This is a genomic window from Saccharopolyspora sp. NPDC000359 (assembly GCF_040300525.1).
Taxonomy (GTDB): domain Bacteria; phylum Actinomycetota; class Actinomycetes; order Mycobacteriales; family Pseudonocardiaceae; genus Saccharopolyspora.
Genome location: NZ_JBEPDU010000003.1, coordinates 1 through 24,141, shown reverse-complemented (window position 1 = coordinate 24,141; position 24,141 = coordinate 1). Strand labels below are relative to the sequence as shown.

25 protein-coding genes and 1 pseudogene are annotated in these 24,141 nt (G+C 71.2%); 11 read left to right on the top strand and 15 right to left on the bottom strand.

Annotation, left to right across the window (positions count from 1 at the left end):
- The first annotated feature begins 29 nt into the window (after positions 1-29).
- Positions 30-2,156: an ATP-binding protein gene (locus tag ABT324_RS03220; RefSeq protein ID WP_351170791.1), complete on the top strand. Its 2,127-nt coding sequence runs from the start codon at positions 30-32 to the stop codon at positions 2,154-2,156.
- On the opposite strand, the gene ABT324_RS03215 is transcribed toward ABT324_RS03220, so the two are convergent.
- The 3 genes from ABT324_RS03215 to ABT324_RS03205 form a co-directional block, all read right to left on the bottom strand.
- Complete coding sequence (locus ABT324_RS03215) at positions 2,146-2,253, bottom strand: DUF397 domain-containing protein (RefSeq protein WP_351170788.1); 108 nt, start codon at positions 2,251-2,253, stop codon at positions 2,146-2,148. The genes ABT324_RS03220 and ABT324_RS03215 overlap by 11 nt on opposite strands.
- A 107-nt stretch (positions 2,254-2,360) precedes the next feature.
- A complete protein-coding gene (locus ABT324_RS03210; protein WP_502949678.1) occupies positions 2,361-2,555 on the bottom strand; it encodes a DUF397 domain-containing protein in 195 nt (64 codons plus the stop codon).
- The gene (locus ABT324_RS03205) at positions 2,552-3,424 is read right to left on the bottom strand and encodes a helix-turn-helix domain-containing protein (protein WP_351170785.1); all 873 of its coding nucleotides are present in this window, start codon (positions 3,422-3,424) and stop codon (positions 2,552-2,554) included. Before ABT324_RS03205 ends, ABT324_RS03210 begins: the two co-directional genes overlap by 4 nt.
- Before the next feature lie 186 nt (positions 3,425-3,610).
- Between ABT324_RS03205 and ABT324_RS03200 the strand changes: the two genes are divergently transcribed.
- Together ABT324_RS03200 and ABT324_RS03195 are read left to right on the top strand one after the other, a co-directional pair.
- The gene (locus ABT324_RS03200; RefSeq protein WP_351170783.1) at positions 3,611-3,841 is read left to right on the top strand and encodes an HC3 family zinc finger protein; all 231 of its coding nucleotides are present in this window, start codon (positions 3,611-3,613) and stop codon (positions 3,839-3,841) included.
- A gap of 39 nt (positions 3,842-3,880) precedes the next feature.
- Positions 3,881-4,285: a hypothetical protein gene (locus tag ABT324_RS03195; RefSeq protein ID WP_351170781.1), complete on the top strand. Its 405-nt coding sequence runs from the start codon at positions 3,881-3,883 to the stop codon at positions 4,283-4,285.
- A 33-nt stretch (positions 4,286-4,318) separates the two neighbouring features.
- Here ABT324_RS03195 and ABT324_RS03190 read toward each other — a convergent pair whose 3' ends face one another.
- Positions 4,319-5,014: a TetR/AcrR family transcriptional regulator gene (locus tag ABT324_RS03190; protein ID WP_351170778.1), complete on the bottom strand. Its 696-nt coding sequence runs from the start codon at positions 5,012-5,014 to the stop codon at positions 4,319-4,321.
- A 165-nt stretch (positions 5,015-5,179) separates the two neighbouring features.
- On the opposite strand from ABT324_RS03190, the gene ABT324_RS03185 reads away from it, so the two are divergent.
- Entirely contained in the window at positions 5,180-5,509 is a 330-nt protein-coding gene (locus tag ABT324_RS03185; RefSeq protein WP_351170775.1) for a glutaredoxin family protein, read from the top strand.
- A 279-nt stretch (positions 5,510-5,788) separates the two neighbouring features.
- On the opposite strand, the gene ABT324_RS03180 is transcribed toward ABT324_RS03185, so the two are convergent.
- The gene (locus tag ABT324_RS03180; RefSeq protein ID WP_351170772.1) at positions 5,789-6,043 is read right to left on the bottom strand and encodes a hypothetical protein; all 255 of its coding nucleotides are present in this window, start codon (positions 6,041-6,043) and stop codon (positions 5,789-5,791) included.
- A gap of 281 nt (positions 6,044-6,324) precedes the next feature.
- On the opposite strand from ABT324_RS03180, the gene ptsP reads away from it, so the two are divergent.
- Complete coding sequence (gene ptsP / locus ABT324_RS03175; RefSeq protein WP_351170769.1) at positions 6,325-7,965, top strand: phosphoenolpyruvate--protein phosphotransferase; 1,641 nt, start codon at positions 6,325-6,327, stop codon at positions 7,963-7,965.
- A gap of 141 nt (positions 7,966-8,106) precedes the next feature.
- On the opposite strand, the gene ABT324_RS03170 is transcribed toward ptsP, so the two are convergent.
- The 6 genes from ABT324_RS03170 to macS form a co-directional block, all read right to left on the bottom strand.
- Positions 8,107-8,880 carry an AfsR/SARP family transcriptional regulator gene (locus ABT324_RS03170; RefSeq protein WP_351170766.1) on the bottom strand — a complete coding sequence of 258 codons (774 nt, stop codon included), beginning with the start codon at positions 8,878-8,880 and terminating at the stop codon, positions 8,107-8,109.
- Between the two features lie 229 nt (positions 8,881-9,109).
- Positions 9,110-10,468, bottom strand: coding sequence for a hypothetical protein (locus ABT324_RS03165; RefSeq protein ID WP_351170763.1), 1,359 nt, complete (start codon positions 10,466-10,468; stop codon positions 9,110-9,112).
- A 121-nt stretch (positions 10,469-10,589) separates the two neighbouring features.
- Positions 10,590-10,784 carry a hypothetical protein gene (locus ABT324_RS03160; RefSeq protein WP_351170760.1) on the bottom strand — a complete coding sequence of 65 codons (195 nt, stop codon included), beginning with the start codon at positions 10,782-10,784 and terminating at the stop codon, positions 10,590-10,592.
- Between the two features lie 85 nt (positions 10,785-10,869).
- On the bottom strand, positions 10,870-11,070 hold the full coding sequence (locus ABT324_RS03155) for a hypothetical protein (protein ID WP_351170757.1): 201 nt from the start codon (positions 11,068-11,070) through the stop codon (positions 10,870-10,872).
- A gap of 309 nt (positions 11,071-11,379) precedes the next feature.
- Positions 11,380-12,039: a response regulator gene (locus tag ABT324_RS03150; RefSeq protein ID WP_351170754.1), complete on the bottom strand. Its 660-nt coding sequence runs from the start codon at positions 12,037-12,039 to the stop codon at positions 11,380-11,382.
- Positions 12,036-13,214, bottom strand: coding sequence for a MacS family sensor histidine kinase (macS, locus tag ABT324_RS03145; RefSeq protein ID WP_351170751.1), 1,179 nt, complete (start codon positions 13,212-13,214; stop codon positions 12,036-12,038). The genes ABT324_RS03150 and macS overlap by 4 nt, the downstream gene beginning before the upstream one ends.
- Before the next feature lie 215 nt (positions 13,215-13,429).
- On the opposite strand from macS, the gene ABT324_RS03140 reads away from it, so the two are divergent.
- The gene (locus ABT324_RS03140; protein WP_351170748.1) at positions 13,430-14,626 is read left to right on the top strand and encodes a GGDEF domain-containing protein; all 1,197 of its coding nucleotides are present in this window, start codon (positions 13,430-13,432) and stop codon (positions 14,624-14,626) included.
- Between the two features lie 330 nt (positions 14,627-14,956).
- On the opposite strand, the gene ABT324_RS03135 is transcribed toward ABT324_RS03140, so the two are convergent.
- A complete protein-coding gene (locus ABT324_RS03135) occupies positions 14,957-16,126 on the bottom strand; it encodes an AI-2E family transporter (RefSeq protein ID WP_351170745.1) in 1,170 nt (389 codons plus the stop codon).
- 205 nt (positions 16,127-16,331) lie between these two features.
- Here ABT324_RS03135 and ABT324_RS03130 point away from each other — a divergent pair, with 205 nt between their 5' ends.
- Both ABT324_RS03130 and ABT324_RS03125 read left to right on the top strand, forming a co-directional pair.
- Positions 16,332-17,120, top strand: a complete 789-nt coding sequence (locus ABT324_RS03130; protein ID WP_351170742.1) for a hypothetical protein — start codon at positions 16,332-16,334, stop codon at positions 17,118-17,120.
- 148 nt (positions 17,121-17,268) lie between these two features.
- A complete protein-coding gene (locus tag ABT324_RS03125) occupies positions 17,269-18,591 on the top strand; it encodes a hypothetical protein (protein WP_351170739.1) in 1,323 nt (440 codons plus the stop codon).
- Between the two features lie 57 nt (positions 18,592-18,648).
- Here the strand turns inward: ABT324_RS03125 and ABT324_RS03120 are convergent, their stop codons facing one another.
- On the bottom strand, positions 18,649-19,950 hold the full coding sequence (locus ABT324_RS03120; RefSeq protein ID WP_351170736.1) for a glycosyltransferase 87 family protein: 1,302 nt from the start codon (positions 19,948-19,950) through the stop codon (positions 18,649-18,651).
- A 299-nt stretch (positions 19,951-20,249) separates the two neighbouring features.
- On the opposite strand from ABT324_RS03120, the gene ABT324_RS03115 reads away from it, so the two are divergent.
- The gene (locus ABT324_RS03115; RefSeq protein WP_351170734.1) at positions 20,250-21,101 is read left to right on the top strand and encodes a sensor domain-containing diguanylate cyclase; all 852 of its coding nucleotides are present in this window, start codon (positions 20,250-20,252) and stop codon (positions 21,099-21,101) included.
- 75 nt (positions 21,102-21,176) lie between these two features.
- Here ABT324_RS03115 and ABT324_RS03110 read toward each other — a convergent pair whose 3' ends face one another.
- On the bottom strand, positions 21,177-22,274 hold the full coding sequence (locus tag ABT324_RS03110; protein ID WP_351171256.1) for an inositol-3-phosphate synthase: 1,098 nt from the start codon (positions 22,272-22,274) through the stop codon (positions 21,177-21,179).
- 20 nt (positions 22,275-22,294) lie between these two features.
- Positions 22,295-22,864 carry a PadR family transcriptional regulator gene (locus ABT324_RS03105; RefSeq protein ID WP_351170731.1) on the bottom strand — a complete coding sequence of 190 codons (570 nt, stop codon included), beginning with the start codon at positions 22,862-22,864 and terminating at the stop codon, positions 22,295-22,297.
- 222 nt (positions 22,865-23,086) lie between these two features.
- Between ABT324_RS03105 and ABT324_RS03100 the strand changes: the two genes are divergently transcribed.
- Positions 23,087-23,491: a DUF5318 domain-containing protein gene (locus tag ABT324_RS03100; protein ID WP_351170728.1), complete on the top strand. Its 405-nt coding sequence runs from the start codon at positions 23,087-23,089 to the stop codon at positions 23,489-23,491.
- Positions 23,492-23,594: 103 nt separating this feature from the next.
- Positions 23,595-24,141, top strand: a pseudogene (locus ABT324_RS03095) (hypothetical protein); the annotation flags it as partial.

The following is a 24,141-nucleotide window of genomic DNA, read 5'->3' as shown; positions in this document are numbered from 1 at the left end:
GTGGTGATCTACCGGTAATTGGGGGAACGGTGCGCGAAAGACCAGAAGCGTCCGGCAATGAGCTGGCGGCGCCGGTTCAGGGGCCGGTGGTGCAAGCGGGTTCGATCCACGGGAACGTGCACTTCCACGCCGCCACCGGCTCTGCCGTGCCACGGCAACTCCCCGGTGCGACCCGGCATTTCGTGAACCGAGCGGTCGAGCTGGACCTGCTCACCACGATGCTGGCGGGTGAGCGCAGCGGTGGGGTGGTGCTGCTCTCGACCATCGACGGAACAGCTGGTGTCGGCAAGTCGACCCTGGCTGTGCACTGGGCGCACCGGGTGCGGGACCGCTTCCCCGATGGGGAGTTGTACGTGAACCTGCGTGGGTTCGACCCGATCGCAGACCCCATGACCGCGGGTGAAGCCCTGGGTTTCTTCCTCACCGCGCTGAACATCGCGCCGGAGCGCATCCCGCCGAGCGATGACGCCCGCGCCGCGATGTTCCGCAGCGTCGTCCACGGCAAGCGCATGCTCCTGCTGCTGGACAATGCTCGATCCGTTGAGCAAGTACGACCGCTGCTACCAGGGACGCGAACCTGCCTGGTCGTGGTGACGAGCCGCGACCGGCTCGACGATCTCGCCATCCGGGAAGGCGCTACGCGGTTGACGCTCAAGGTGCTCAGCGAGGACGAGTCACACCAGTTGCTCGCGCACTACCTGGGCCATGACCGGGTCGCGGAGGCGCCGGGTGCGGTGGCGGAGATCGTGTCGCACTGCGCTGGGTTGCCCCTCGCGCTGGGTGTGGTCGCGGTCCGCGCGGCGGAGTTCGTGGACTTCCCGCTCGACGAGCTGGCCGAGGAGCTCCGGAACGAGCGCGAGCGGTTGGACGCCCTGGACCTGGGCGGCGAGACCGGCGTCCGAGCGGTCTTCTCCTGGTCCTACCGCTCCCTCTCCAGCGAGGCTGCCCGGCTGTTTCGCCTGATGGGCTTGCCGACCGGCCCGGACATCGGCCTGGACGCCTTGACCGCGCTCGCCGACCAGACCAGACGCGACCTCCGCCGCCCGCTGGCCGAGCTGCTGAGGGCCAACCTCATCGAACAGCCAGAGCGAGGCCGCTACCGCTTCCACGACCTTCTCCGCGCCTACGCAGCGGAGTGCGCCGCGACCGACGAACCAGACGACACCCGCTACGCAGCCATTCGCCGGCTGATCGACTTCTACCTCCGCACGAGCGTCGCAGCTGATGCCCAGACAACCGGACGCACCAGGCACTTCACCGCGGAGCTGCCGGAGTCCGACGTGCCTGGCCGCAGCTTCGACGACGACGGAAGCGCAATCGCCTGGTGGGAGACCGAGCGCCACAACCTCAGGGCCGCGATCAAGCAGGCTGTGGCATTGGACCTCAAGGAGCACGCGTGGCAGCTGCCCCGCAGCCTCATGTACCTGTGGCACCTGCGCGGATACACCGATGACTGGATCGAGGCGTACAACATCGCGATTGTCGCAGCGCAGCAACTCGGGGACCGGGATGCGCAAGCGAACCTGCTGCACGAGCTCGGGATCGCTCACTACGACCGCAAGGACTTCGACGCGGCTGCGCGGTACGCAGAGCAGTCCCTTCCGCACTTCGATGCGATCGGCGACCGCCAGGGACGCGGCGAGGTGCTCATCGCGCTCGGACACGCTCTGATGGATGCGCAGCGACATGAAGAAGCGGTCGCTCCCCTGGAGAACGCGCTGGAGATCGCGGAGATTTTGGACGACGGCTTCGCGCAGGGACTCGTGCACAACGGGCTTGGGCTCCTCCATGCCGAGTTCGGCCGGTTCGATGCGGCCTTCTCGCACTTCGAGCGGGCGCTGCGGTTCGACCGAGAGGTCGGTGAGGAGATGGGCGAGGGTTTCGCGCTCCACAACCTCGCCGATGCCTACCTCCGCTCCGGCCAGGCTGACCAGGCAATCGAGACGCATCGGCAGGCGTTGGTCGTCCGGCGCGAGATCGGGCACCGGCAAGGGGAAGCAGCCAGTCTCCGCGCGTTGAGTCGAGCCCTGCGGAGCGCTGGTGAGGTGGCAGAAGCCCGACAAGCCCTGCAGGACGCGCTGGCCGTCTTCGAGGAGTTGGGCCACGCCGAAGCAGCCGACGTGCGTGCCGAGCTCGACGGCCTGCCTACTCCTTGATCGAGTTCACGAAGTCGGACCAGCGTCGGGGCGGGAACACCAACGTCCCGCCGTCGCGGTCCTTGGTGTCGCGGACACCGACGGCCTCCGGCGTCATCGCGACTTCGACACACGAGGCGGCGTTGGACGTGTAACTGGCAGTGAACCAACGCGCGCCCTGCAGTTTCGCCCCTGATCCTGTCATCAGCGCCAGGATAGCTATGCCTACCGCTTGACCGCCTCCACGAAGTCAGCCCACCGCTCTGGCTGGAACACCAGCGTCCCGCCGTCGCGGTTCTTGGTGTCGCGGACACCGACGGCCTCCGGCGTCATCGCAACTTCGACGCAGGCTTGGGCGGTCGTCGTGTAGGTCGAGGTGAACCACTGTGCGCCCTGCAGCTTCGTCTCTAAGCTTCTCACCCGGCCAGGTTAGCTTTCTTCAGGCGTTCGCGGATCAGCTCGGCTGTGTCTTCCCTGTTCAAGGCGAATGTTTCTGCTTCCTCGAAAGCAGCGGTGTACTGCGAGACCCGAGCTTGGTCGGAGATGAGGTCCATGGCGACCGCAGTTTCTTGCCAAGCCAGTCTCGGCAGGCGAGGGCTGGGGAAGGTGAGAACGTGGAAGGTCGAGCTCCCCATCGCGCTGAAGCTTCCCGCTGTGAACGGGATGACCCGTAGATCGAGGGTGTCTGGGCATTCGTCGATGAGGGCGAGAAGATGTTCGAGCTGTTCGGCCAGGACCGCGGGTCCGCCTACTTGCTGGCGCAGCGAGGCTTCGCTCATGAGGATCGTTGCCCGCAGCGGCTCGGCGCCCAACAAGCGATCCTTCCGGAGCATTCGCACCGCGACACGGCGTTCCACCTCTGACATCCGCAGGTTCGCCCTGTCGCCTCGATGTACGGCGCGTGCGTAGCTCTCGGTCTGGAGCAGGCCCGAGACCAGTGATTGCTCATAGGTGCGCACCTCCTCGGCGCCGTGCTCGTATCCGAAGAACCGGAGCAGCTCTGCTGGGTAGATGCCGCTGTAGCGGGCCCACCATCCTCGGCTTTCGCAGGTTCCGCGCAGCGCTACCAGTTCGTCCCGCTCCTCGTCGGGAAGCCCGTACACGGTCATGAGCTGGCGGAGCTTGTCCTCGGAGATCGTTCGTCGCCCGTGCTCGACGTTGCTGATGTAGTTCTGCGTGATTCCGATGGCTTTGGCGGCTTCGGAACCGGTCAGGCCGAGGTGTTCTCTGGCTTCCTTCAAGCGCTGGCCCAGTTCCCAACCGGCGAGCGTCGGAGAAGCGGGTGCCATCGAGGTCCCTTCAGTTCGAGCCGCTGATCAGTGCCGACTACATCTAGCACACAACACACTACTGAGCGATACCACTGGAAGTACTTCTCAGATAACTTCGGATCTAGGTGGCGGGCCGGTCGCGCCCTCCCCGACACCCCGTCGGTCCGCCGCCTTCCCCTTCTCCCCCTCCTGGAGGTGTTCTTGGTGCTCTACCCGAACTTGGAGCCGGAGCGGCCGATCGCTTACTGGCGGCCTGTTGGTGGGGTGCGGCACGGGTTGGAGCCGGACGAGCCGCCTTTCCCCGGGCAGGAGCGGGCGACGTTGTGCGGGTTGCGCATCACCGTGGTCCGGGCGAGCGAGGTGGACTGGTTGGCGCCCACCTGCGAGCCCTGCTGGTCCGAATCCAGGTCGCGGCGCGATGCGCGCGCTGGTTAGTCCATTGAGGACACAGAGTTCGAGTGCTTGGAGGTTGACGTGGGTGTTCTGCTCGACTTCATGGGATCGCCGATGGGTGCGCCGGTCGGACTGCTCGCGGCCGCCGTGGTGTTCGCCGCGGTCTTCCCGCTGCGCGGCGGGCGGGGGCAGCACGCGGGAGCCGGTCCAGGCGCGGTCAGCGTGTGGCAGGTGCGGGAGGCGGCGCAACGACTACGGGGGGCCGCGCAGCCCGCTCGACAACCGGTCCGCGATGCCTTCGCCGCCATGACCGATGCGGAGTGCCTGGCCTACCTGGAGGAGCGGACGCGTCGGAAGCTCGCCGCCGTGCCGCCGCCCTACGTGGGCAGGCACCGGCTCGCGATCGAGGACCTGGTCGAGGAGCACCACCCGAAGGTCGACGTCACCCTCGACCACCGCGTACTCCAGCACGGCATCTGGTGCTGAAGCGCCCCTCCTGGGGTCAGGGTGGCTGCGGTGTCAGACCAGTCCGGTTTCGTGGGTGAGTTCCCGGAGCATCGCCTCGAAGAGGCGGTCGGCGTGCCTGAGGTCGAACGGGAAGCGGCCGAAGACCTCCAGGGCCACGTGGCCGTACAGGCGGACCCACCAGCGCAGCAGGAAGTGCACCACGTCCGGGCGCAAAGCTTCCGGCGGCAGTTCGACGCCCGCGGTGGAGAACGCCGCCGCCAGCGACTCCTGGTGGGCGGTCAGGTCCGGCAGCTCGAACGGCAGCGCCGGGTCGGCCAGCTCCGCGCCCTCGGCCAGGAACGGGCCGACGATGCCCAGGAACACCCCGGCGAACTGGTCCGGTCGCTCCGCCTCGGCCTGCGGGGTGGCGAAGACCAGCGCGAACTCCTCCGGGTGCGCCAGCGCCCAGCGGCGGAACGCGCGGCAGATCCCGAAGACCTTGTCCAGGAAGTCCGCGCCCGCCTCGACGGACGCGGCGTGCAGCTCGGTCGCCAGGTCGGTGCAGATGTCGTCGCACAGCTGCCGCAGCAGGCCCTCGCGGGACTCGTAGTACCGGTACAGCGCCGGGGCGGTGATGCCCAGCTCCCGCGCGATGGCCCGCAGGGTGACCGCGTCGCTACCGTGCTCGACCAGCAACGCCCGCGCGTGCTGGCGGATCTCCAGTTCGGTGGCGGCGCGGAGTCGCTCGCGCCGGGTCACCCCGGTCATGTGGCACTCCTCCTGTGGACGCCGGTGGGCCGCAGTGATTGTGTCCCACCCGACCCGTGCCGCGGTCCGGACTTCGCATTCGCACCGGATGCGATCCGCCGCGAATGATCCCGGCGCCCGCCGCGTTGCAGCAGGAGGCCGAAGCAACCGACCTGGAGGCGCCACATGACCACCGGAGTGCAGCAAGTCGTCGTCTACACCCGCCCGGGCTGCCCCTTCTGCACGTCGCTGCGCGCCGGGCTGCGTCGGCAGGGGCTGGAGTTCACCGAGGTGGACATCTGGGCGGACGCGGAAGCGGCGGCGACCGTGCGCGGCATCGCCGACGGCGACGAGACCGTGCCGACGGTGGTCGTCGGCGAGTGGCAGGCGGTGAACCCGTCGGCGGGCAGCGTGCTGGACGCGGTCGGCGAGCACGCGCCGCACCTGCTGCCCGAGCGGAAGCCCGGCCTGGTCGACGGGGCGCTCAAGGCGATGGGGCTGCGCAAGGAGAACTGACCCGGAACGCACCGGGGGCCGACCGCACGGGGGGCGTTGCGGTCGGCCCTCGGGTGGTTGCGATCGTCGGTGGCGCGATACCGGCGAGCAGCAACCCGTTCAGTCTGACGCCGGACAACGTGGAAAAGATCCGCATCCAACGGCAAGTTAGCTCGAACGGTGGACCCCCGGAAGCTCCACAGTGGCCCGCCGGAACAGCGAGCGGCCCGTTCTCCTCGGTGGAGGGGAACGGGCCGGTCGGGCTCTGCTCGGGGTTGTTCCACATGCATCACGCGTCGGTCAGTCCGGCGTTCCGGTCGAGGCGACCGTGGTGCGCTCGGGGTCGGCCTGGCTGGTGTCGACGGTCTCCCCCGCGGTGGGGGGAGCCCAGTCGCGCCACTCGTCCGTCGGCGGCGGGAGCATGCGGCTGGCCGTGCCGGGGGTCTCGGTGCCGTCCGGGAGCTGCGCCGAGAAGAGGCTGCGGAGCGCCGCCAGCGGGTCGGCGAACCAGTCGGTGGTCGGGGTCACGTCGAGGACCTGAGTGCTCGTTGCCATGCCCCACAGCCTGGTGTTCGGGGGGCGTTCGCGGGATCCGTACCTCTACTCAGTTGTTACTCATCGGTAATCAATGCGATGCGACGTTCGGGTGACGTAAGAACCACTGAGGTCACCGCACGTGGGTGCTCCTCGCCTCGCGGCGCGCCGAACGGTGTAGCGGTGCCTACGATCGCCGCAGAGGTCCATTTGACGCGCTGTGTCGGGCGTTGGTTCCCTCCTCCTACGAAGCGCGTCGATGTGGCTTATGCAGAAGGCCTCGGAAAGGTATGGTCTAGACCATGTCGCGTTTGACTGGTGTCGGAGTCAGCTCCGGCCGCGCCTCGGGACCGGTCGCCCGGGTCGCCGAACCACTGCCCGAACCGCCCGCCACTCCCGCGCCGACCGACCCGACCGCTGAGGCCGCGCGCATCCGCCCCGCCGCCGACGCGGTCGCGGAGCAGCTGTTCCAGCGCGCCGCCCGCGTCGAAGGCGACGCGAAGGCCGTCCTGGAGACCACCGCCGCGATGGCCATGGACCCGGCGTTGATCTCGCAGGCCGAGCAGCAGGTCACCACCCGCTCGCTGCCCGCGCCGCGCGCGGTCTTCGAAGCGGCCAACAGCTTCGCCGAAGCACTGCGCGCCGCGGGCGGTTACATGGCCGAACGCGCCCGCGACGTGCAGGACGTGCGGGACCGGATCATCGCCTCGCTGCACGGCGTGACCCCACCAGGGGTGCCCGAGCTGGAGCGGCCGAGCGTGCTGGTGGCCCGCGACCTCGCCCCCGCCGACACCGCCGACCTCGACCCAGAGCTGGTGCTCGCGCTGGTCACCGAGGAAGGCGGCCCGACCAGCCACACCGCGATCCTGGCGCGCGCCCTGGGCATCCCCGCCGTGGTGGCGGTCCGCGGCGTGCTCGACGCGTCCAGCGCCATCGGCGCCATCGTCGACGGCGACAGCGGGGCGGTCGAGCTCAGCGACGAGGACGTGCCGGTGCAGGCCGCGGAGCGGGCCGCAGCCGCCGAGTGGAACGGCGTCGGCGCCACCGCGGACGGCGAGCCGGTCAAGGTGGTCGCCAACGTCGGGTCGCGCACGGACGCGAGCGCCGCGGCAGCGGCCGGGGCGCAGGGCGTCGGGCTGTTCCGCACCGAGTTCTGCTACCTCGGGGCCGACGACGAACCGTCCGTCGAGACCCAGCGCTCGGCCTACCACGAGGTGCTCGCGCCGTTCGCCGGCAAACCGGTCATCGTGCGCACCCTCGACGCCGGGGCGGACAAGCCGCTGGCGTTCCTGGACATGGGAGTCGAACCGAACCCGGCGCTCGGCGTGCGCGGCCTGCGGGTCGCCTTCGACCGGCCGGACGTGCTGGACCGGCAGCTGACCGCGATCGCCGGGGCGGCCGCCGACTCCGGCGCGGAGGTCTCGGTGATGGCGCCGATGGTCGCCACCGCCGCGGAAGCCGCCTGGTTCGCCGACCGGGTCCGCGCGGCGGGCCTGCCCCGCGCCGGGGTGATGATCGAGGTCCCGGCCGCCGCGCTGAACGCCCGGGAGGTCCTGGCCGCCGTCGACTTCGTCAGCATCGGCACCAACGACCTGGCCCAGTACGTGTTCGCCGCGGACCGGATGGCCGGGGCGCTGGCCGAGCTCAACGACCCGTGGCAGCCCGCGCTGCTGCGGCTCATCGCCATGGTCGGCGAGGCCGGGCGGGAGCTGGGCAAGCCGGTCGGGGTGTGCGGCGAGGCGGCGTCCGACCCGCTGCTGGCGGGTGTCCTGGCCGGGCTCGGCGTGACCAGCCTGTCGATGGGCGGGGCGGCGGTCCCGGCGGTCGGCGCGGCCCTGGCCGGGCACCCGATGCCGACCTTCCGCGAAGCGGCCGAAGCAGCCCTCGCGGCGGCCGCCCCGGACGAGGCCCGCGCCGCGGTCAAGGCCGTCCTCGACAGCTGACCCCGCCGATCCGCGATTCCGGCGGAAGACGGACGTCCGACTTCCGCCGGAATCGCGGACCACGCGGTTGCACGCCAGCGCTGGAGGGCCCGGCGCGGTCTCCCCCGGGATTCGATTTCCCCGAGGACGCGCCGCGGCCCGTCAGGTGGTGCTGAGGACCGGGCGGACCAGGTCGCGGAGGTGGTCCGAGGGACGGATGCCCAGCTCCCGGTCCAGCAGCCGCTCGTAGCGGCGGTAGTGGCGGACCGCCTGCGCCGGGTTCGCCTGCTGCAGCAGGACCTTCACCACCGCGCAGTGCGCCGTCTCCCGGAACGGCTCCACCTGGGTCGCCGCCTGCGCGATCTCCAGGGCGCTGGCCAGGTGCCGCGACTGCACCAGCCGCTCGGCCGCGACCTCCAGCGCGTGCACCTGGAGCTGCTGCAGGCGCTCCCGCTCGGTGAGCACCCAGTCGTCGTACCAGCCGGGCAGCAGCGGCTCGTGGCCCGCCAGCGCGCGCCCGATCTCCGCGCAGTCGGCCGGTGAGTCACCCGAACCGTCCTCCAGCAGGTAGCGGCCCGCGGCCACCAGGCCGTCGATGTCCAGCGACACCAGCGGGGCCAGCTGGATCTCGTGCTGCGTGCTGATCACCGCGCCCCGGGCTCGCTGCCGCACCCGCCACAGCGTGGTCCGCAGGTTGGCCAGCGCGTTCTGGTCGTCGCTCTCCGGCCACAGGATCCCCGCGGCGTAGTCCCGCTGGGTGCGTCCGCGCAACGCGAGCAGGGCCAGCAGGCGCTGCCCGCTGCTGGACATCGCCACCGCCTCGCCACCCGCCTGCAACTCCCAGCCACCCAGCAGCGTCAGCCGGAACGGCTGATCGGGCTGCGCTGGTGTGCGCGTCCGTCGCCGCTCCACCGGCTGCACCGTGCCACCGCTCATCGTTCCCCCCTCGACCGGACTGAAGCGGGGCTCCCGACCACCGGTCTCGTGAACCAGGACCGGGAAGCCCACACCCGCTCCCATCGGGGGGTCCCAGTCGGCTGTTACGGCACTACGCAACGTGACCTAAGACCCTGTTGCCGCAGGTGGGTGACCCGCGCGCGAAAGGGACGAACCCCGGCGCCGCCACGCGGTACCGGAGCTCGCCCTCCCCCCTTCGGAACCGGACTCACGCCGCCGTCGGCGGGCGCCACCGTCCGGAGTGCTTGCGGTGCCGGGCCGTCGGCTTGCGCCGCGCCCGCGCCTTGCGCACGGCCTTCGCGATCCGCCGACCCGTCCGGATCGCGAACGCGGTGCCGCCGACCCACGGCACCAGCAGGATCAGCATCGACAGGATCGCCAGTAGCAGGATCCCGACGTTGCCGTGCCCACCCGCGCTGAGCGCGACGTTGCCGTACTCGACGGCCTTCGCCGTCCCGGTCGCCAGGTAGAACGGCAGCCGGATCAGCAGCAGCGTCAAGGCGATGATCAGCAGCGGGACCACGATCAGCACCCAGGCCGTGACCAGCAGCTGCACCCGCGGCCGCAGCGCCTGGTGCATCGCCGCGCTCTCGTCCACCGGCTTGCCGCGCATCCGGCGCCACACCGGGCCCACGAACGCGAACAGGTTCGGCACCCCCACCAGGTCGCCCAGGATCAGGTAGCCGTCCAGCCGCAGCAGCGGCAGCAGCTGCTGGAGGATCTGCAGGTGGTTGAGCACCATGAACACCACCAGCGCCGGGATCCCGGTCACCTGGTAGAGCCCGAACATGGCCACGATGAAGATCGCGTTGAAGTAGATCCCGCCCAGGTCGGTGCGCAGCCGCCCGCGCCGGTCGAGCCGGTAGGCGTCGGTGACGTTGGTGTAGAACGCCGGGTAGAGGACCAGGATGCCGACCCCGATCCCGCCCGGTCGGGCGCCGCCGTAGTGGCACCCGGCGGCGTGGCCGAACTCGTGGAACATCGTCGCGAAGACCCACAGCGCCATCAGCGTCAGCATCAGGACCGGGTCGCCGACCGACCGGTGGAACGCCGCGTCGATGCCGCCGGACATCACCAGCCACACGTCCACGCCGACGAACAGGCACAGCATCAGCGCGATCACCGGCGGCCGGTAGAACGGCGCGAAGACCGCCGCCGCGACCCGGACGAAACCGGGCGGCAGCAGCTGGGTGTTGAACACCAGCGACAGCAGCGGGTCGGAGCGGGGCGGGTCGGGCAGCGGCTCGGACGTGGTCGCGATGCCCATCGGGTACAGCTTCCGGTCCACCAGGAACGCCACGTCCGCGGCGGACAGCTCCGCGCCCAGGTCCTCGTTGACCCGCTCGGCGACCTCGCGCAGGGTCCGCTGCCCGTCGAACCGGCTCGCCACCTCGTGCAGCAGCGGCGACACCAGCACCATCTGCCCGTCGGCCCGCGACACCAGGTAGCGCGGCTCCTCGTACCCGCCGCCCTCGTACTCGCCCAGCAGCGCCACGCCGTCGACGAGCCGGGGAACGGCGTTCTCATCCGTCGAGTCCACGGCCTCGACGTCGGAAACTTCTGACATGACACCCTCCTGAGCCCGCCCGGGGGCGGGCTCCCGGGCGCGCGGCGGTCGCGCGCACCGGCGTGGTCAGGGCGAGCAGCTGGCCGGGAACGGGTTGCTCCGCTCCCGGCCTGGCGGCTCGTCAGTGGTTGAAGTTGATGTCGGCGATGTTGCTGGCCTCGATGTCCTGCGCGATGTCGCCGCCCATGTTGATCGCGATGATGATGTTGAACTGGTTGACGATGGCGATGTCGCCGACGCCGAACCCGCCGCCGCTGAGCGCCTCGCGCGTGGGCAGGAGCTCGACGGACTGGCTCGACAGCTCGAGTTCGTGCATGTCCTTCTCCTCCGTGGATGTGGACCCGGGCCGCTCACCGCGCGCAGCAGCGGTGAGCGGCCCGGAACTCATCAGCTACTGCAAGTCAGTTGGCGCTCTGGTCAACGCTGGCGTTGTTGAACGCCGTCACGTCCACGTCACCGGCGAAGGAGTCGTTGTCAACGTCCACGTCGACGTCCTGGTCGACGTCGAGGTCCTGGTCGATGTCGCCCAGGCTGTCCCACCAGCAGCCGCCCAGGGCCTTGCGCTCGGGCAGCAGTTCAGCGAACTCGTGGGTCTCGAACATGGTGTGCTCCTGTTCGTTCGACGGAATTTCGACTGCGGCTCAGCCGCTGCAGACGAGTACGCCAGAGACCCGTCACCGGGCCGTCACCAGCGCGTCACGCGGAGTCGCCACCCCGCCGCCCGGTCCAGCGATGACGCTGCGTGTTCTGCACCCGACCAGGGGAAACCCGGTCCGGACAAGAGCTTTCCTAGATGGATCGGGTGAATCCGGAAAATCCCACACCGGAAACCCCTCACCCAATGAGAAGCCCCGCACGCCGATGATCGGCTGCGGGGCTCGTGACCAGCGCGAACGCGCTCTGCGGGTGGCCTACGCCTCTTGGTCGAGGCCGTGCTCGATCGCGTAGCGGGCCAGCTCCACCCGGTTGTGCAGCTGGAGCTTGCGGAGGGTGGACTGGACGTGGTTCTCCACCGTGCGGTGCGAGATCACCAGCTTCTTGGCGATCTGCCGGGCCGTCATGCCCTTCGCGACCAGCCGCAGCACCTCGGTCTCCCGGTCGGTCAGCTGCGGGGCCTGCGTCTCCGAGTCCGGGGTGATCGCCATCCGCCGGTACTCCCCGAGCACCAGCCCGGCCAGCCCAGCGGTGAACACCGCGTCCCCGGCGGCCGTGCGCTGCACCGCGTCCACCAACTCCTCCGCCGAAGCAGACTTGACCAGGTACCCCGACGCGCCCGCCTTGACCGCCTCCAGCACGTCGCTGTGCTCCCCGCTGGCCGAGAGCACCAGCACCCGGGTGCCCGGGATTTCCTGGGTGATCTGCAGCGTCGCGGTCACCCCGGAGGTGTCACCCAGGTTGAGGTCCATCAGCACCACGTCGGGCTTGACGGTCCGCGCGATGCGCAGCGCGGACGCGGCGTCGCTGGCGGTGGCCTGCACCTCGAAGCCGCGCTCGGTCAGGTCGCGGGCAACCCCGTCGCGCCACATCGGGTGGTCGTCGACGACCATCACGGACACGGGCGGCTCGCTCATCGCTCTCCTCCTCTGCGGCGCTTGGCCGGTTTGGCAACGGGCAGGGGAACCCGGATCTCCCACTCGGTCCCCTCGCCGGGCTCGGTGTCCAAGGTGATCGTGCCACCTAGACCGGCCACCCGACCGCGGATCGACTTGGCCACCCCGAGCCGCCCCTCGGCGGCCGCCTCGTCGAGCCGGCCCTCGGGGATGCCCGGCCCGTCGTCGCGGACGCTGAGCACGACCTCGTCCGGCAGCTCCTCCAGCAGCACCCAGGCCTGGGCATCCGGCCCGGCGTGCTTGTCGACGTTGGCCAGCGACTCGCGGACCACGGCGAACAGCTCCGAGCACAACGGCTCCTCCAGCAGCACCGGGTTGCCCGGCACCGACACGTGGATCCGCCCGGTGCGCAGCACCTGCAGCCGCGCGGCCAGGTCCGTCTCGCCGTTCTCGGTGGGTTCCTGCGGGGTGGTGGCGACCAGCGCGCGCAGCGCGATCTCCTGCTCCCCGGCCAACTTCGCCAGCTCGGCGGCCTCCCCGCCCAGCTCCCCACCGCGGCGGCGCACCCGCGCCAGCACCTGCAGCACGCTGTCGTGGATGTCGCGGGCCAGCCGCTCGCGCTCGGCCGTCGCGGCCTCCGCGCGCAGCGCGCGGGCCAGGCGCGCAGTGGTGTCGCGGGCACTGCTGGCGGCGATCCCGATAACCGTGCCCACGCCGATCAGCAGCACGGTGTCCAGCGCCATGTCCGGGCTGGTCTTCCAGCGGAGCAGGAAGTTGCAGCCGGCCGCGAAGACCCCGGTGACCAGCCCACCGGGCATGCCCCACTGCGCGGCGGCCGCGGTGATCATCGTCGGGTGCCAGGCGGTGACCACCGTCGGGTCGCTGGCCGCCATCTGCTCCTCGGTGAGGATGAACTCGTTGCTCATGAACAGCGTGGTCACCACGACCTGGTCCATCGCGACGAGCAGGTTGGTGCGCCCGCTCCGCTTCGAGTAGCGCCAGACGGTGAACGCGGTCCACACGCCCATCAGCACGATGACCACGATGGCGAGCCAGGCCCGCTGGTACTCGTGGTACTGGGCGGCGACCCAGGCGCACGCGTACAGGAACGTCACGACGCGGAAGACGTTGTGCCCGCGCCAGAGCGGCGAGCGACCGTCGGTCACCCGCGGTTCGTTCGACGGCGGACTGTCCAAGTTCGCTCCTTCCCAGCGGCCCATCCTGCCGTACCGGACGGTTCGCGGAGACCGCCGGATCGACCACGCTGAGTGTTTGTGATCACCGAGAAGGGTGTGCCGCGTTGGTGTTGGGCCGGATGGTCTCGGCTTCATGACGATGATCACCCGGCATCCGGGTGGCGGACACCACCCGAACCACTCGCTGTGCAAGGCTGCGCACGGGAGGTGATCGGATGGGCGACTGGTTGCTGTGGCGACTCAGGCCCGCGGCGATCGCCTACGTGCTGTCCGTCCAGGCGGTGGCGCTGGTCCTGATCGCGCTGGTGGTCGGCACCAGTCGCGACGCCCGCCAGCAGGACCTGCTGAGCTTCGTGATGCTGGCCGCCATCTCAGGCACGGTCATCGTCGTCACCTCGGTGTCGATCAACGTCAAGCGCCAGGTCCGGCGCAACCCGTGGACGCTGCACATCGCCTACCTGGCCACCGGGATCCTCGTCCTGCCGCCCAACCTGCTGGTGCTCCTGCTGCTCGGGCCGACCCTGCACGGGGTCCTCGACGGCCGCCCGGAGCTGCACCGCTGGCTGTTCACCACGGCGGCGACCACGATCGCGACGCTGTCCGCGCGGCTCGCCATCGGCTGGGCGGAACCCTCGTGGGGCGCAGTGCAGTTCGTGCTGGCCGGGGCGGTCCTGCTGCTGGTGCGCGCGCTGCTGGTCGCCGTCGGGCTCCGGTTGCGCAACCCGGAGGCGCCGCGGCAGCACGTGCTCGGCGAACCGATCGACGTGCTCCTGGGCATCGTCGCGGCGAGCCTCGGCGGGCTGCTGGCGGTGGCGATGAGCCGCGAGCCGACGAGCGCGCTGCTCGCCGGTCCGCCGATGGTGCTGCTGGACCTGGCCGGGCAGCTGCCGCAGTGGCGGCGCTCGGCGCAGCACGACGCCAAGACCGGGCTGGCCAACGTGGCCCACTGGGAGCGCCTGGCGCGCACCGAGCTGGCCCGCGCGCAGGCCCGCAACCAGGCGGTCTCGCTGCTGGTGCTCGACCTGGACCACTTCAAGCGGGTCAACGACGAGATCGGCCACCTGGCCGGGGACACCGTGCTGGCCGCCGTCGCGATGATGCTGCGCAGCAGCGTCCGGCGGGAGGACGTGGTCGGCCGGTTCGGCGGCGAGGAGTTCGTGGTGCTGCTGCCCGCGACCGGCGCGGACCTGGCCTGCGCGGTGGCCGACCGGATCCGGCGCTCGACGGCGGCGCTGTCGGTGCCCGCCCGGGACACCGGCGGGCAGCTCCGCGAGATCGACGACCTGACGGTGAGCATCGGCGTGGCCACCACGACCCGCTTCGGCTACCAGCTCCCCGACCTGCTGATCGCGGCCGACGCGGCCCTCCTCGCGGCGAAGTCGGCAGGCCGCAACGCCGTCACCCTCGCCTGACCAACCCACGACGTCCGCCGAAACCACACCAACACCAGCACCCAGTCGGCCCACCCCGAACCAACTCGGCTCCCGCATCCAACCCGCAGTTTCAATTGAAACTGCGCTCAGCACCCACGCGGATCCGCAGTTTCAATTGAAACTGCACCCCCACCCGTCCACGGGAGGCCAAGTTCCAGTGGCAACTGCACCCCCTGCCGCCCGCGGGAGGCCGCAGTTTCAGTTGAAACTGGGAACCGCACCCAGGGGAGATCGCAGTTTCAATTGAAACTGCGCGGTCGCTCGGCGCCTGGCGCTCGGGTCCTGTGCCGGTTGGTGGGGTGCTGGGGGTCAGCGGTCGGGGGTGGGGGTGGGTTCGGGTTCTTCGTCGGTTTCCGGGGGGTCCGGGGTTTCCTCGGCGGGGGGTTGCTCGGGGGTTGCGGGTTCTTCCTCCTCGTCGACCAGGGAGCGAATCGAGGCGTTGAGGACCGCCACCAGGGGGACCATCAGCAGGGCGCCGACGATGCCGGAGACCACCGCGCCGATGCTGATCGCCAGCACCACGGCCAGCGCGTGCAGCCGCACCGCGCGGCCCAGCAGCAGCGGCTGCAGGATGTTGCCCTCCACCTGCTGCACCACGAGCACCACGCCGACCACGATCAGCGCGGTCACCCAGCCCTTGGTCACCAGCGCGACCAGCACCGCCACCGAGCCCGAGGCCACCGCGCCGACGATCGGCACGAAACCACCGAGGAACACCAGCGCGGCCAGCGGGATCGCCAGCGGTACCCCGAAGATCACCAGGCCCAGCCCGATGCCCAGCGCGTCGACCACCGCCACCAGCGCGGTCGCCCGCACATAGCCGACCAGCGACTCGAAGCCGCGGCAGCCCGCCACGTCCACCTTGTGCCGGACGTGCCCCGGGACCAGCTTGATCACGAACAGCCACACCCGGCGGCCGTCGTGCAGGAAGTAGATCAGCGTGAACAGCGCCAGCACCAGGCCGGTCAGGAAGTTGCCGAAGGTGCCCGCGGTGGACAGCGCACCGCTGGTCAGCATCGCCTGGTTGGCCTGCAGCCAGTCCTGCGCCTGCTGCAGGTAGTTGTCGATCTGGGCGTCGTTGATGTGCAGCGGGCCCTCGGCCAGCTGCACCTTGAGCGCGGTGAGCGAGGCGATGACCTGCCGCTGCAGGTCCGGGAAGCCCTCGATGAACGCGCTGATCACGAAGGTGAGCACCCCGCCGACGACGGCCAGCCCGCCGACCAGCACCAGCGCGGTCGCCAGCGCGCGCGGCACGCCGCGCCGCGCCAGCCCGGCCACCACCGGGGCCAGCAGCGCGGACAGCAGCATCGCGATGGCCACCGGGATCACGACGACGTAGATCCGCCCGATGACCAGGCCGAGCACGTACACCGCGCCAAGGATTACCAGCACCCGCCAGCTCAGCGCGGCAGAAACCCGCAGCACGCGCGGGATCGCCCTGGCCGCATCGTCCCGTTCGGCGATCTTGAGGTCGTTCACCCCATCACCGTAGCGCCGACCGCGACCACCGAGGGGCAGGTGACCACAGCCCGCAACAACCCGCGTACAGCAGTAACACGATGTAGCGAAGCTGTCGCCCAGCGCTTACGCCTGCGGCGGTTGTCCTGAGAGAGTGCGCCACGGCAAGCAGGAGATCGAGTCCTGTGGGGAGTCACCGCTGAGCCGAGGAGGTTCTGGCCCCGAGATGTCCGGCCGCGACCGCACGATGGGAGCCGCCCGACCGTGGCGGCTGCTCGGCCGTGCGCTCGTGGTGGCGGGCGCGACGGTGGCCGGAACCTCCGCGGCTTGGCTGCTCGACCACGGTCCCGCCGACGCGGCGGAGCAGCCCGCGGCCGAGGCCGAGGCGGACCGCGCCGCGGCCGGGTCCCCGGAGACCGGCCGGTCTGGTCCCACGGAGTTCTCGCTCACCCGGCTCGACCCGCTGCGGCTGATCAGCTCCGGCCCGGCCGAGGAGCTGCTCGACGCGGCCGAACCGGTCACCGAGGTGCTGCAGCAGCCCGCCGCCGAGGTCGAGCAGGTCGCCAGCGACGCGCTCGGCGTCACCACCCCGCAGACCAGCACCCCGGACACCGCAACCGACAGCGGTCCGGGAATGCCACCACCGCCACCGGCGGAACCCGTCCAGCCGCCGCTCGCCGCGCCACCGGCCGCCGAGCACCCGGCACCGGGGACCGCGGAGCCCGCTCCCGCGCCGCGTCCGGCCGAACCGCAGGGGTTCGCGGCGCCCGCACCGGAGGAGCCCCCGGCGCAGCCGGATGTCCCGGTCCGCTCCGCGCCCTTCGTGCTGCCCTCCGCCCCGGGCGCGCCCGGCTGCGGCGGCGCCACCGACGGGCCGCACCACAACACCACCGCGCTCGGCTGGTACCCAGCCGCGCCGGTCCGCGTCCCGGCCCTCGCCGGGGCGCCCGCCTGCGACCTCGCGGGAACGCTGGTCAGCGTCCCCGAGCCGCAGCCCGGAACCACTCCTGACTGAGCGCGCGGCCCCCGCTGGTGCGGCGCACCCCGCCGCGCGCCCCCGAAGGCAATTCCCGCAACTGCCCGCCGCCGCGCTCACGCACCCGGTCGGCGGCGTGGCGCTCGCAATCCCTCCCCGCAGGGGACACCTCGTGAAGGAGCAATCCATGCAGACTTGGGCGAAGCGCGGTGTGCAAGCCGCGTTGGTCACCGGTGGGATGCTGGCCGTCGGCAGCGGCGTCGCATCCGCTGATCAGGCCTGCCCGGAGCGTTCGAGCTCGCCGCTGGGCGAGGCGGCGAACGCGCTCGGCGCCGACGGGCGCTGCCAGGCCGGTGACCTGTTCCCCGAGCACGCGCAGCTGAACGCGCCGCTCGTCGAGTCCCGCGCCGCGCACCAGGTGACGGCGCTGGCCGGCACCCTGGACCCGGTGCGGGACCTGCTGCCCGCCATCGAGAACGACATGACCCAGGAGATGCCCGCGCTGCGCGGCTGGCACACCGCGCCGCCGGTCGCCCCGCTGCACCTGGCGGGCTGGGTCGCCGACCCGGCGGACGCCCGCCCGCTGGAGCTGGCGGGCCTGCCGCCGTTCGACGGCAACCGGCCGGTCACCCCGGCCGAGGGCTTCCACCGCTCGCTGAGCTGGGCCGGGCCCATCGGCGAGGTGATCCGAGGAGGTGCGGCCGCCCTCGACGAGGGGACGTTTCGCGCTGGTGCGGTCCTGGATGTCCCTGCAGATCTGCTGACCCCGCACGACGACCTGGTCTACTTCGACGGCTTCGGCCCGGCGAACGGCATCGTCGAGCTGTGGGAGGGCGTGCTCACCCCGCCGCCGGGCGGCCTGCTCACCCCGGACCAGGTGGACCTGACCTCCGCCGAGCTGCCGGGCCTGCGCAACCAGCTGCACACCGTCCCGGGCGAGCTGCTGGTGCACGCGCTGTCCGCGGTGGCGCCGCTGCCGACCCCGCGCGCCGAGTTCGTGCCGCTGGAGGTGCCGGGCGAGCTGCAGGCCAAGGCGAACGAGGTGCCCGACCTCAGCGGGTTGTCCCTGGTCGAGCTGAGCCAGGCGCCGGGCACCGCACCGCGCAGCGAGTCCCCGGGCGTGCAAGCCCCGCTGCCGGTGGTCGGCAACCTCAACGCGCTCGGCGGCGGGCAGACCTCGGTGCCCACCGTGAACCGGATCGCCGCCGCGCTGGAGGACCCGGGTCCGCGCACCGTGAGCTTCACCGACGCGCCGCTGCGGTCGGCGGTCGCGGTGGAGGTCGTCGACGAGCTGCAGGCCGCGACGCCGGTGGACAAGCTCGTCACCCAGAGCCCGCTGCGCCCGGCCCCGGCGCCGCGCGCCGGTGCGATGGCCCTGCCGGTGCTCGGCGGCGGCCTGCCGGACATCACCGCGGTGCAGGACCAGACGCTGCCGCTGCCCGGCCTGACCCAGGACGGCTCGCCGCGCGGCTTCGACAACGCGGACACGATCGTCTTCAGCCGCATCTGATCCGCGAGGACGGGACCGGGGCGGGAGCGCGCGAGCTCCCGCCCCGGTTTTTCGCGTCTACCGGGCCTGAGCGGTGAGCGGAGGTTCGGGCGCCGGGGCGCCCTCGACGGCGGGGGAGCGCCGGGCGCGCCACCACAGGACCGCGTTGTAGAGCAGGAAGCCCAGCCCGAAGTAGACGTAGGCGTTGCCGATCAGGTTCTGCGGCAGGTTCCAGGTCAGCTCCAGGCCCTTGCCCTGCGGCACCTTCCAGTGCGGGCCCATCATGAAGAACCCGGTGATCAGCGCGGCGCCCAGCAGCAGCGCCCAGTCCCGCCGCGCCCACGCCGCGCCGACCAGCAGCACCAACCCCGGGATCGCCCAGACCCAGTGGTGCGACCACGAGATCGGCGACACCAGCAGCCCGAGCACGCCGTTGATCACCACCGCGGTCGGCAGGTCCCGCTGCCGGACCGCGTGCCGCATCCCCAGCACCGCCAGCACCAGCACGACCACTGCGAGCGTGGCCAGCACCAGGGTCGGTTGCGGCACCCCGATCTTGGTCAGCAGCGAGCGCAGCGACTGGTTGCCCGCGTAGACCGAGGCGTCCCCGGTGAACTTCGGGCCGAACGACACGTTGCTGCTGGCGAACATCTCCTGCAGCCAGAAGCGCCGGGCGTTGTCGAAGGTCAGCGCGAAGCCCAGCAGCGCGGTGCCGAGGAAGGTGAGCAGCGCGGTGGCGATCATCCGGACGTCCCGGCGCAGCAGCGGCAGCAGCAGGAACGCCAGCGGGGTCAGCTTGATCCCGGCGGCCAGCCCGATCAGCAGCCCGCGCGGGTAGGGCAGCTTCTTCGCCCCGTCCACCCGCCACAGGCAGTCCACCGCGACCAGCGCCATCAGCACGATGTTGATCTGCGCGTAGGTGATGGTCTCCAGCACCGGCTCGCTGATCGTGGCCAGCGGGAGCACCGCCGCGGTGACCAGCAGCACCCGCTCCTGGTGCGCCCGCAGGAAGGGCGCGGCCCTGAGCACCACGTACAGCGTCGTCAGCAGCGCGAGGTGGCTGACCAGCATGATCACCGCCGTGGAGGCGGCCTTGGGCACCAGCGCCAGCGGGGCGAACAGGATCGCCGCGAACGGCGGGTAGATGAACGGCAGCATCAGCCCGGACTCGGTCGCGGGCAGGTTGTTGTAGAGGTCGCGCCCGCCCAGCAGCGCCTGCGCGCCCAGCCGGTACACCTCGCCGTCGATGTGGTCGTGGGTGTTCACCGTCGACACGACCACGATCGCGATCAGCTCGGCGACCGCGATGACCGCCAGCAGCGCACGATGCTCGCGCAACCGGTCCGCCAGCGGGGTTCGCGCGCTCCCGGTCACCGGCATTCGTCCGTCCTCCTCGCCTGAGCAGTCGCCCCCGGACAGCGTAGAGATCCGGGGGCCGGTGGGGGTCGACGCGGGGGCCGTTTGGGACCGGCACCACTGCGGATGTTTCACCTGCTCGAATCATCAAGGGCCGATCGGCGAGGTGAACCTTCGAGAAGTGGATCGCCAGGAGCTGACTGAGCGTTATCTGCCCTGCGTGAATACCACCATTACGGGTGGCCGCTGTGCTCTTGAAAACGGCCTTGCCGGAGGGGGAGGCTCAGACGGACTGCTCCGTTTGGTGGGGAGGAGGGGGCCGAATGAGCGTCGTCGACGTGGCCGCATCAGCTCAGCTGGCGTCGGTGTGGGACGACAACATCAGCGGGCTCAACATCGGTGTGCTGCTCACCGACGAGCGCGGTCAGGTGCTGGCCACCAACGACGTCGCCGCTGAGCTCATGCAGCTGGCCAAGTCCGACCTGCTCACCGGCGCCCGGCCCGCGGGCTGGCACCTGCGCGACGAGACCGGCGCGGCGATGCCGGACTGGGCGGAGCTGGCCGGGCAGGTGCTGCGCGCCGGTTCCCCGCTGTCCACCCCGATGGTGATCGCCCGCAGCGGCCAGCCGCTGAGCCGCATCTGGGCGGACTACCACGCGGTGCGGGTGCAGGGCCGCAGCCGCGTGCTGATCCTGCTGCAACCGGTGCACACCGACGTCCCGCACAGCCGCGGCCTGCTGGACCCGCTGACCGGGCTGCCCGGTCGAGTCCTGCTGCTGGACCGCCTGGAGCAGTCGCTGGTGCGGGCGCGCAGCCGCGGCACGCTGTCCACGCTGGTGCTGGTCGACGTGCACCAGCTGGCGCGGTTCAACGCCGAGCACGGCTTCGACCGCGGCGACGACCTGCTGACCACGCTGGCCGGGCGGTTGCGGGAGGGGCTCGCCGACGAGCACACCGTGGCCCGCTACGGCGGTGACGAGTTCGCGGTGGTCGCCGAGCACCCGAGCGGCACCGGCGAGGCGATCGCCGAGCAGGCCCGCGAGGTGGCGGGCTGGCCGATGCGCATCGGCCGCCGACGGGTCCGCCCGGGCCTCCGGGTGTCCTGGGTCACCACCGACGGCCACGCCCCGGTCCACTCGGTCCTGGCCAGAGCAGAGCAGCAACTACAGCACTGACCCTCGACCGGGATGAAGGGCATCCCTCGCCGACTCAGCCGACGAGAGGTGCCCTCCTCCAGTGCCCCGATCGGGTCAGCGGTCGGTCCCGCCCGCGATGAAGTCCTCGACCGCCTGGTAGGCGGCGGAGTCGGAGTACTGCTCCGGCGGGGACTTCATGAAGTAGGAGGACGCCGAGAGGATCGGGCCGCCGATGCCGCGGTCCTTGGCGATCTTGGCCGCGCGGATCGCGTCGATGATGATGCCCGCCGAGTTCGGCGAGTCCCAGACCTCGAGCTTGTACTCCAGGTTCAGCGGCACGTCACCGAAGGCGCGGCCCTCCAGGCGGATGTAGGCCCACTTGCGGTCGTCCAGCCACGGCACGTAGTCCGACGGGCCGATGTGCACGTTGCGCTTGCCCAGGTCCCGGTCCACCTGCGAGGTCACCGACTGCGTCTTGGAGGTCTTCTTCGACTCCAGCCGCTCCAGTTCCTTCATGTTCAGGAAGTCCATGTTGCCGCCGACGTTGAGCTGCATCGTGCGGTCCAGGTGCACGCCGCGGTCCTCGAACAGCTTGGCCAGCACCCGGTGGGTGATGGTCGCCCCGACCTGCGACTTGATGTCGTCGCCGACGATCGGCACGCCCGCGTCGGTGAACTTCTGCGCCCACTCGGGGTCGGAGGCGATGAACACCGGCAGCGCGTTGACGAACGCCACCCCGGCGTCGATGGCGCACTGCGCGTAGAACTTGTCGGCCTCCTCCGAGCCCACCGGCAGGTAGGACACCAGCACGTCGACCTGGGCGTCGGTGAGCGCCTGCACGACGTCGACCGGCTGCTCGTCGGACTCCTCGACGGTCTCCCGGTAGAAGCGGCCCAGGCCGTCGAGGGTGTGACCGCGCTGCACGGTGACGCCCAGCGGCGGCACGTCGGCGATCTTGATGGTGTTGTTCTCGCTCGCGACGATGGCCTCGGAGAGGTCCCGGCCGACCTTCTTCGCGTCCACGTCGAACGCCGCCACGAACTCGACGTCGCGCACGTGGTACTCGCCGAACTCGACGTGCATCAGGCCGGGTACCCGGCTGCCCGGGTCGGCATCGGCGTAGTAGTGGACGCCCTGCACCAGCGATGCCGCGCAGTTCCCGACGCCGACGATCGCCACTCGCACCGTACGACCGGGCCGATCTCCGCCCATGGCAGGGCCCTCCTTCTTGGTCATCTGTCGTGTCCTTGCAGTTCTTGCTCGCGCGCCGCAGCGGCCTGCTCGGCGCGTTCGTGTTCGATGATTTCGTCGAGCCAGCGAACCTCGTGCTCGCTGTGGTCCAGGCGGAGCCGGTGCAGCTCCCGCGTGTAGCGGTCGAACCGGTCGTCCTGCGCCAGCGCGCTGCGCAGGCCCTCCCGGCGCTCCTCGACGCGGCGGCGCCGACCCTCCAGGATCCGCAGCCGCGCCTCGGCCGGGGTGCGGGAGAAGAACACCATGTGCACGCCGAACGCGGTGTCGTCGCACGCCTGCGGCCCGCAGTCGCCGACCAGCTCGGTGAAGCGGAACTCGCCGGCCGAAGTGATCCGGTACACGCGGCGGGCCCGCCGCCCCCACCCGCGCGCGTCGGACTCCTCGGGTTGTTCCTCGATCAGTCCGGCGCGCAGGAGCCTGCGCAACGTCGGGTACAAAGATCCGCAGGACAGCGCGCGGAAGGCACCGGGTGTGCCGTGCAACCGCTTCCGCAGCTCGTAGCCGTGCATCGGGGCCTCGTGCAGGAGTCCGAGCACGGCGAGTTCGAGCATCGCACCTCCTCGGCCGAAATCACCGGCGGCCTCGTGCGGAACCGGACTGCGCGCCGTGCGCGCCGCCGCCTAGGCCACCCGGCGGAGTATATCGCGCCGATATATCGGCGACCACGATCGAGCGGCGCTGAGGTGGCCGTCGTCACTGCACGTGGCGGTCGGTGGGTGCGCCTGCCCTGAACGGCGCATGGAGGAGTCGTCACCGACACGTACCCTGTGGTCGTGCGGACCCAACGGCAAGTGGTCGACTACGCGTTGCAGCGCAGGGCGCTGCTCGCGCAGGTCCACGCTGGCCGCGTCGGGGTGATGGAGGTCTGCGACGCCGACCCGTACCTGCTGCGGGCGGCGAAGTTCCACGGCGAACCGAGCGGGGTGACCTGCCCGGTCTGCAGGAAGGAGCCGTTGACCCTGGTCTCCTGGGTCTTCGGCGACGCCCTCAAGCACGCGTCGGGTTCGGCGCGGGCACCTGAGGAGCTGGACCGGATGGCCGCCGTGCACGAGGAGTTCACCGTCCACGTCGTAGAGGTATGCCGCACATGTAATTGGAACCACTTGGTGCAGTCGTACGTCCTGGGAACCGGCGGCTTGAACGAGCGGCGTTCCCGGCGCAAGACTGCGGCGGAGTGAACCCGGTCGTGCCCCCGAACACGGCCGCGCGCCCGGTGCGGCGCAACCCCGACGTAACGCATCACCCGGCGTCGCCCCGGCGCCAAGTCCTGGAGGCCCACTCGTGAACGACGAGCGTGACGACCACTCCCCAGGCCGCCACTCAAGGCAGCCCCAGCCCGACGGTCGTGGCACGCCACCCCCGCCCCAGCGCCCCGGTCCGCCGCGCCCCGGTGACCAGGCGCGCCCGCCGCAGCGCCCCGGACCACCGCCTGGTCCGGGCGGTCCGGCGTGGCCGAGCGAGGAACCGCGGCCCGGCCCGCGGCAGGGCCCCCCGCCGCCTCCGCCGCCGCAGCGCCCGCCGAACCAGCAGTGGCCGGGCGGTAACCCGGACGCGCAGGAGACCCAGCAGCAGCCCGCGGTGCCCGCGAAGTGGCCCGAGGGCGAGTCGGCGCAGGAGCGCACCGGCGCGTGGACGCCGTCGTTCGACGACGACGATGACGACGGCTCGTTGCTGTCCAAGCGGCTGAGCGGGGATTCGGACGATTCGGCCGACAGCGGGCGCAAGGTCGACCTGCCGACCTCGTACACCCCGGTGCCGCCCCCGCCGGGCGCCGGACCGCGCCCGAACGCCGGGCGGGAAGGTCCGCCGCCCCGCACCGCATGTGACA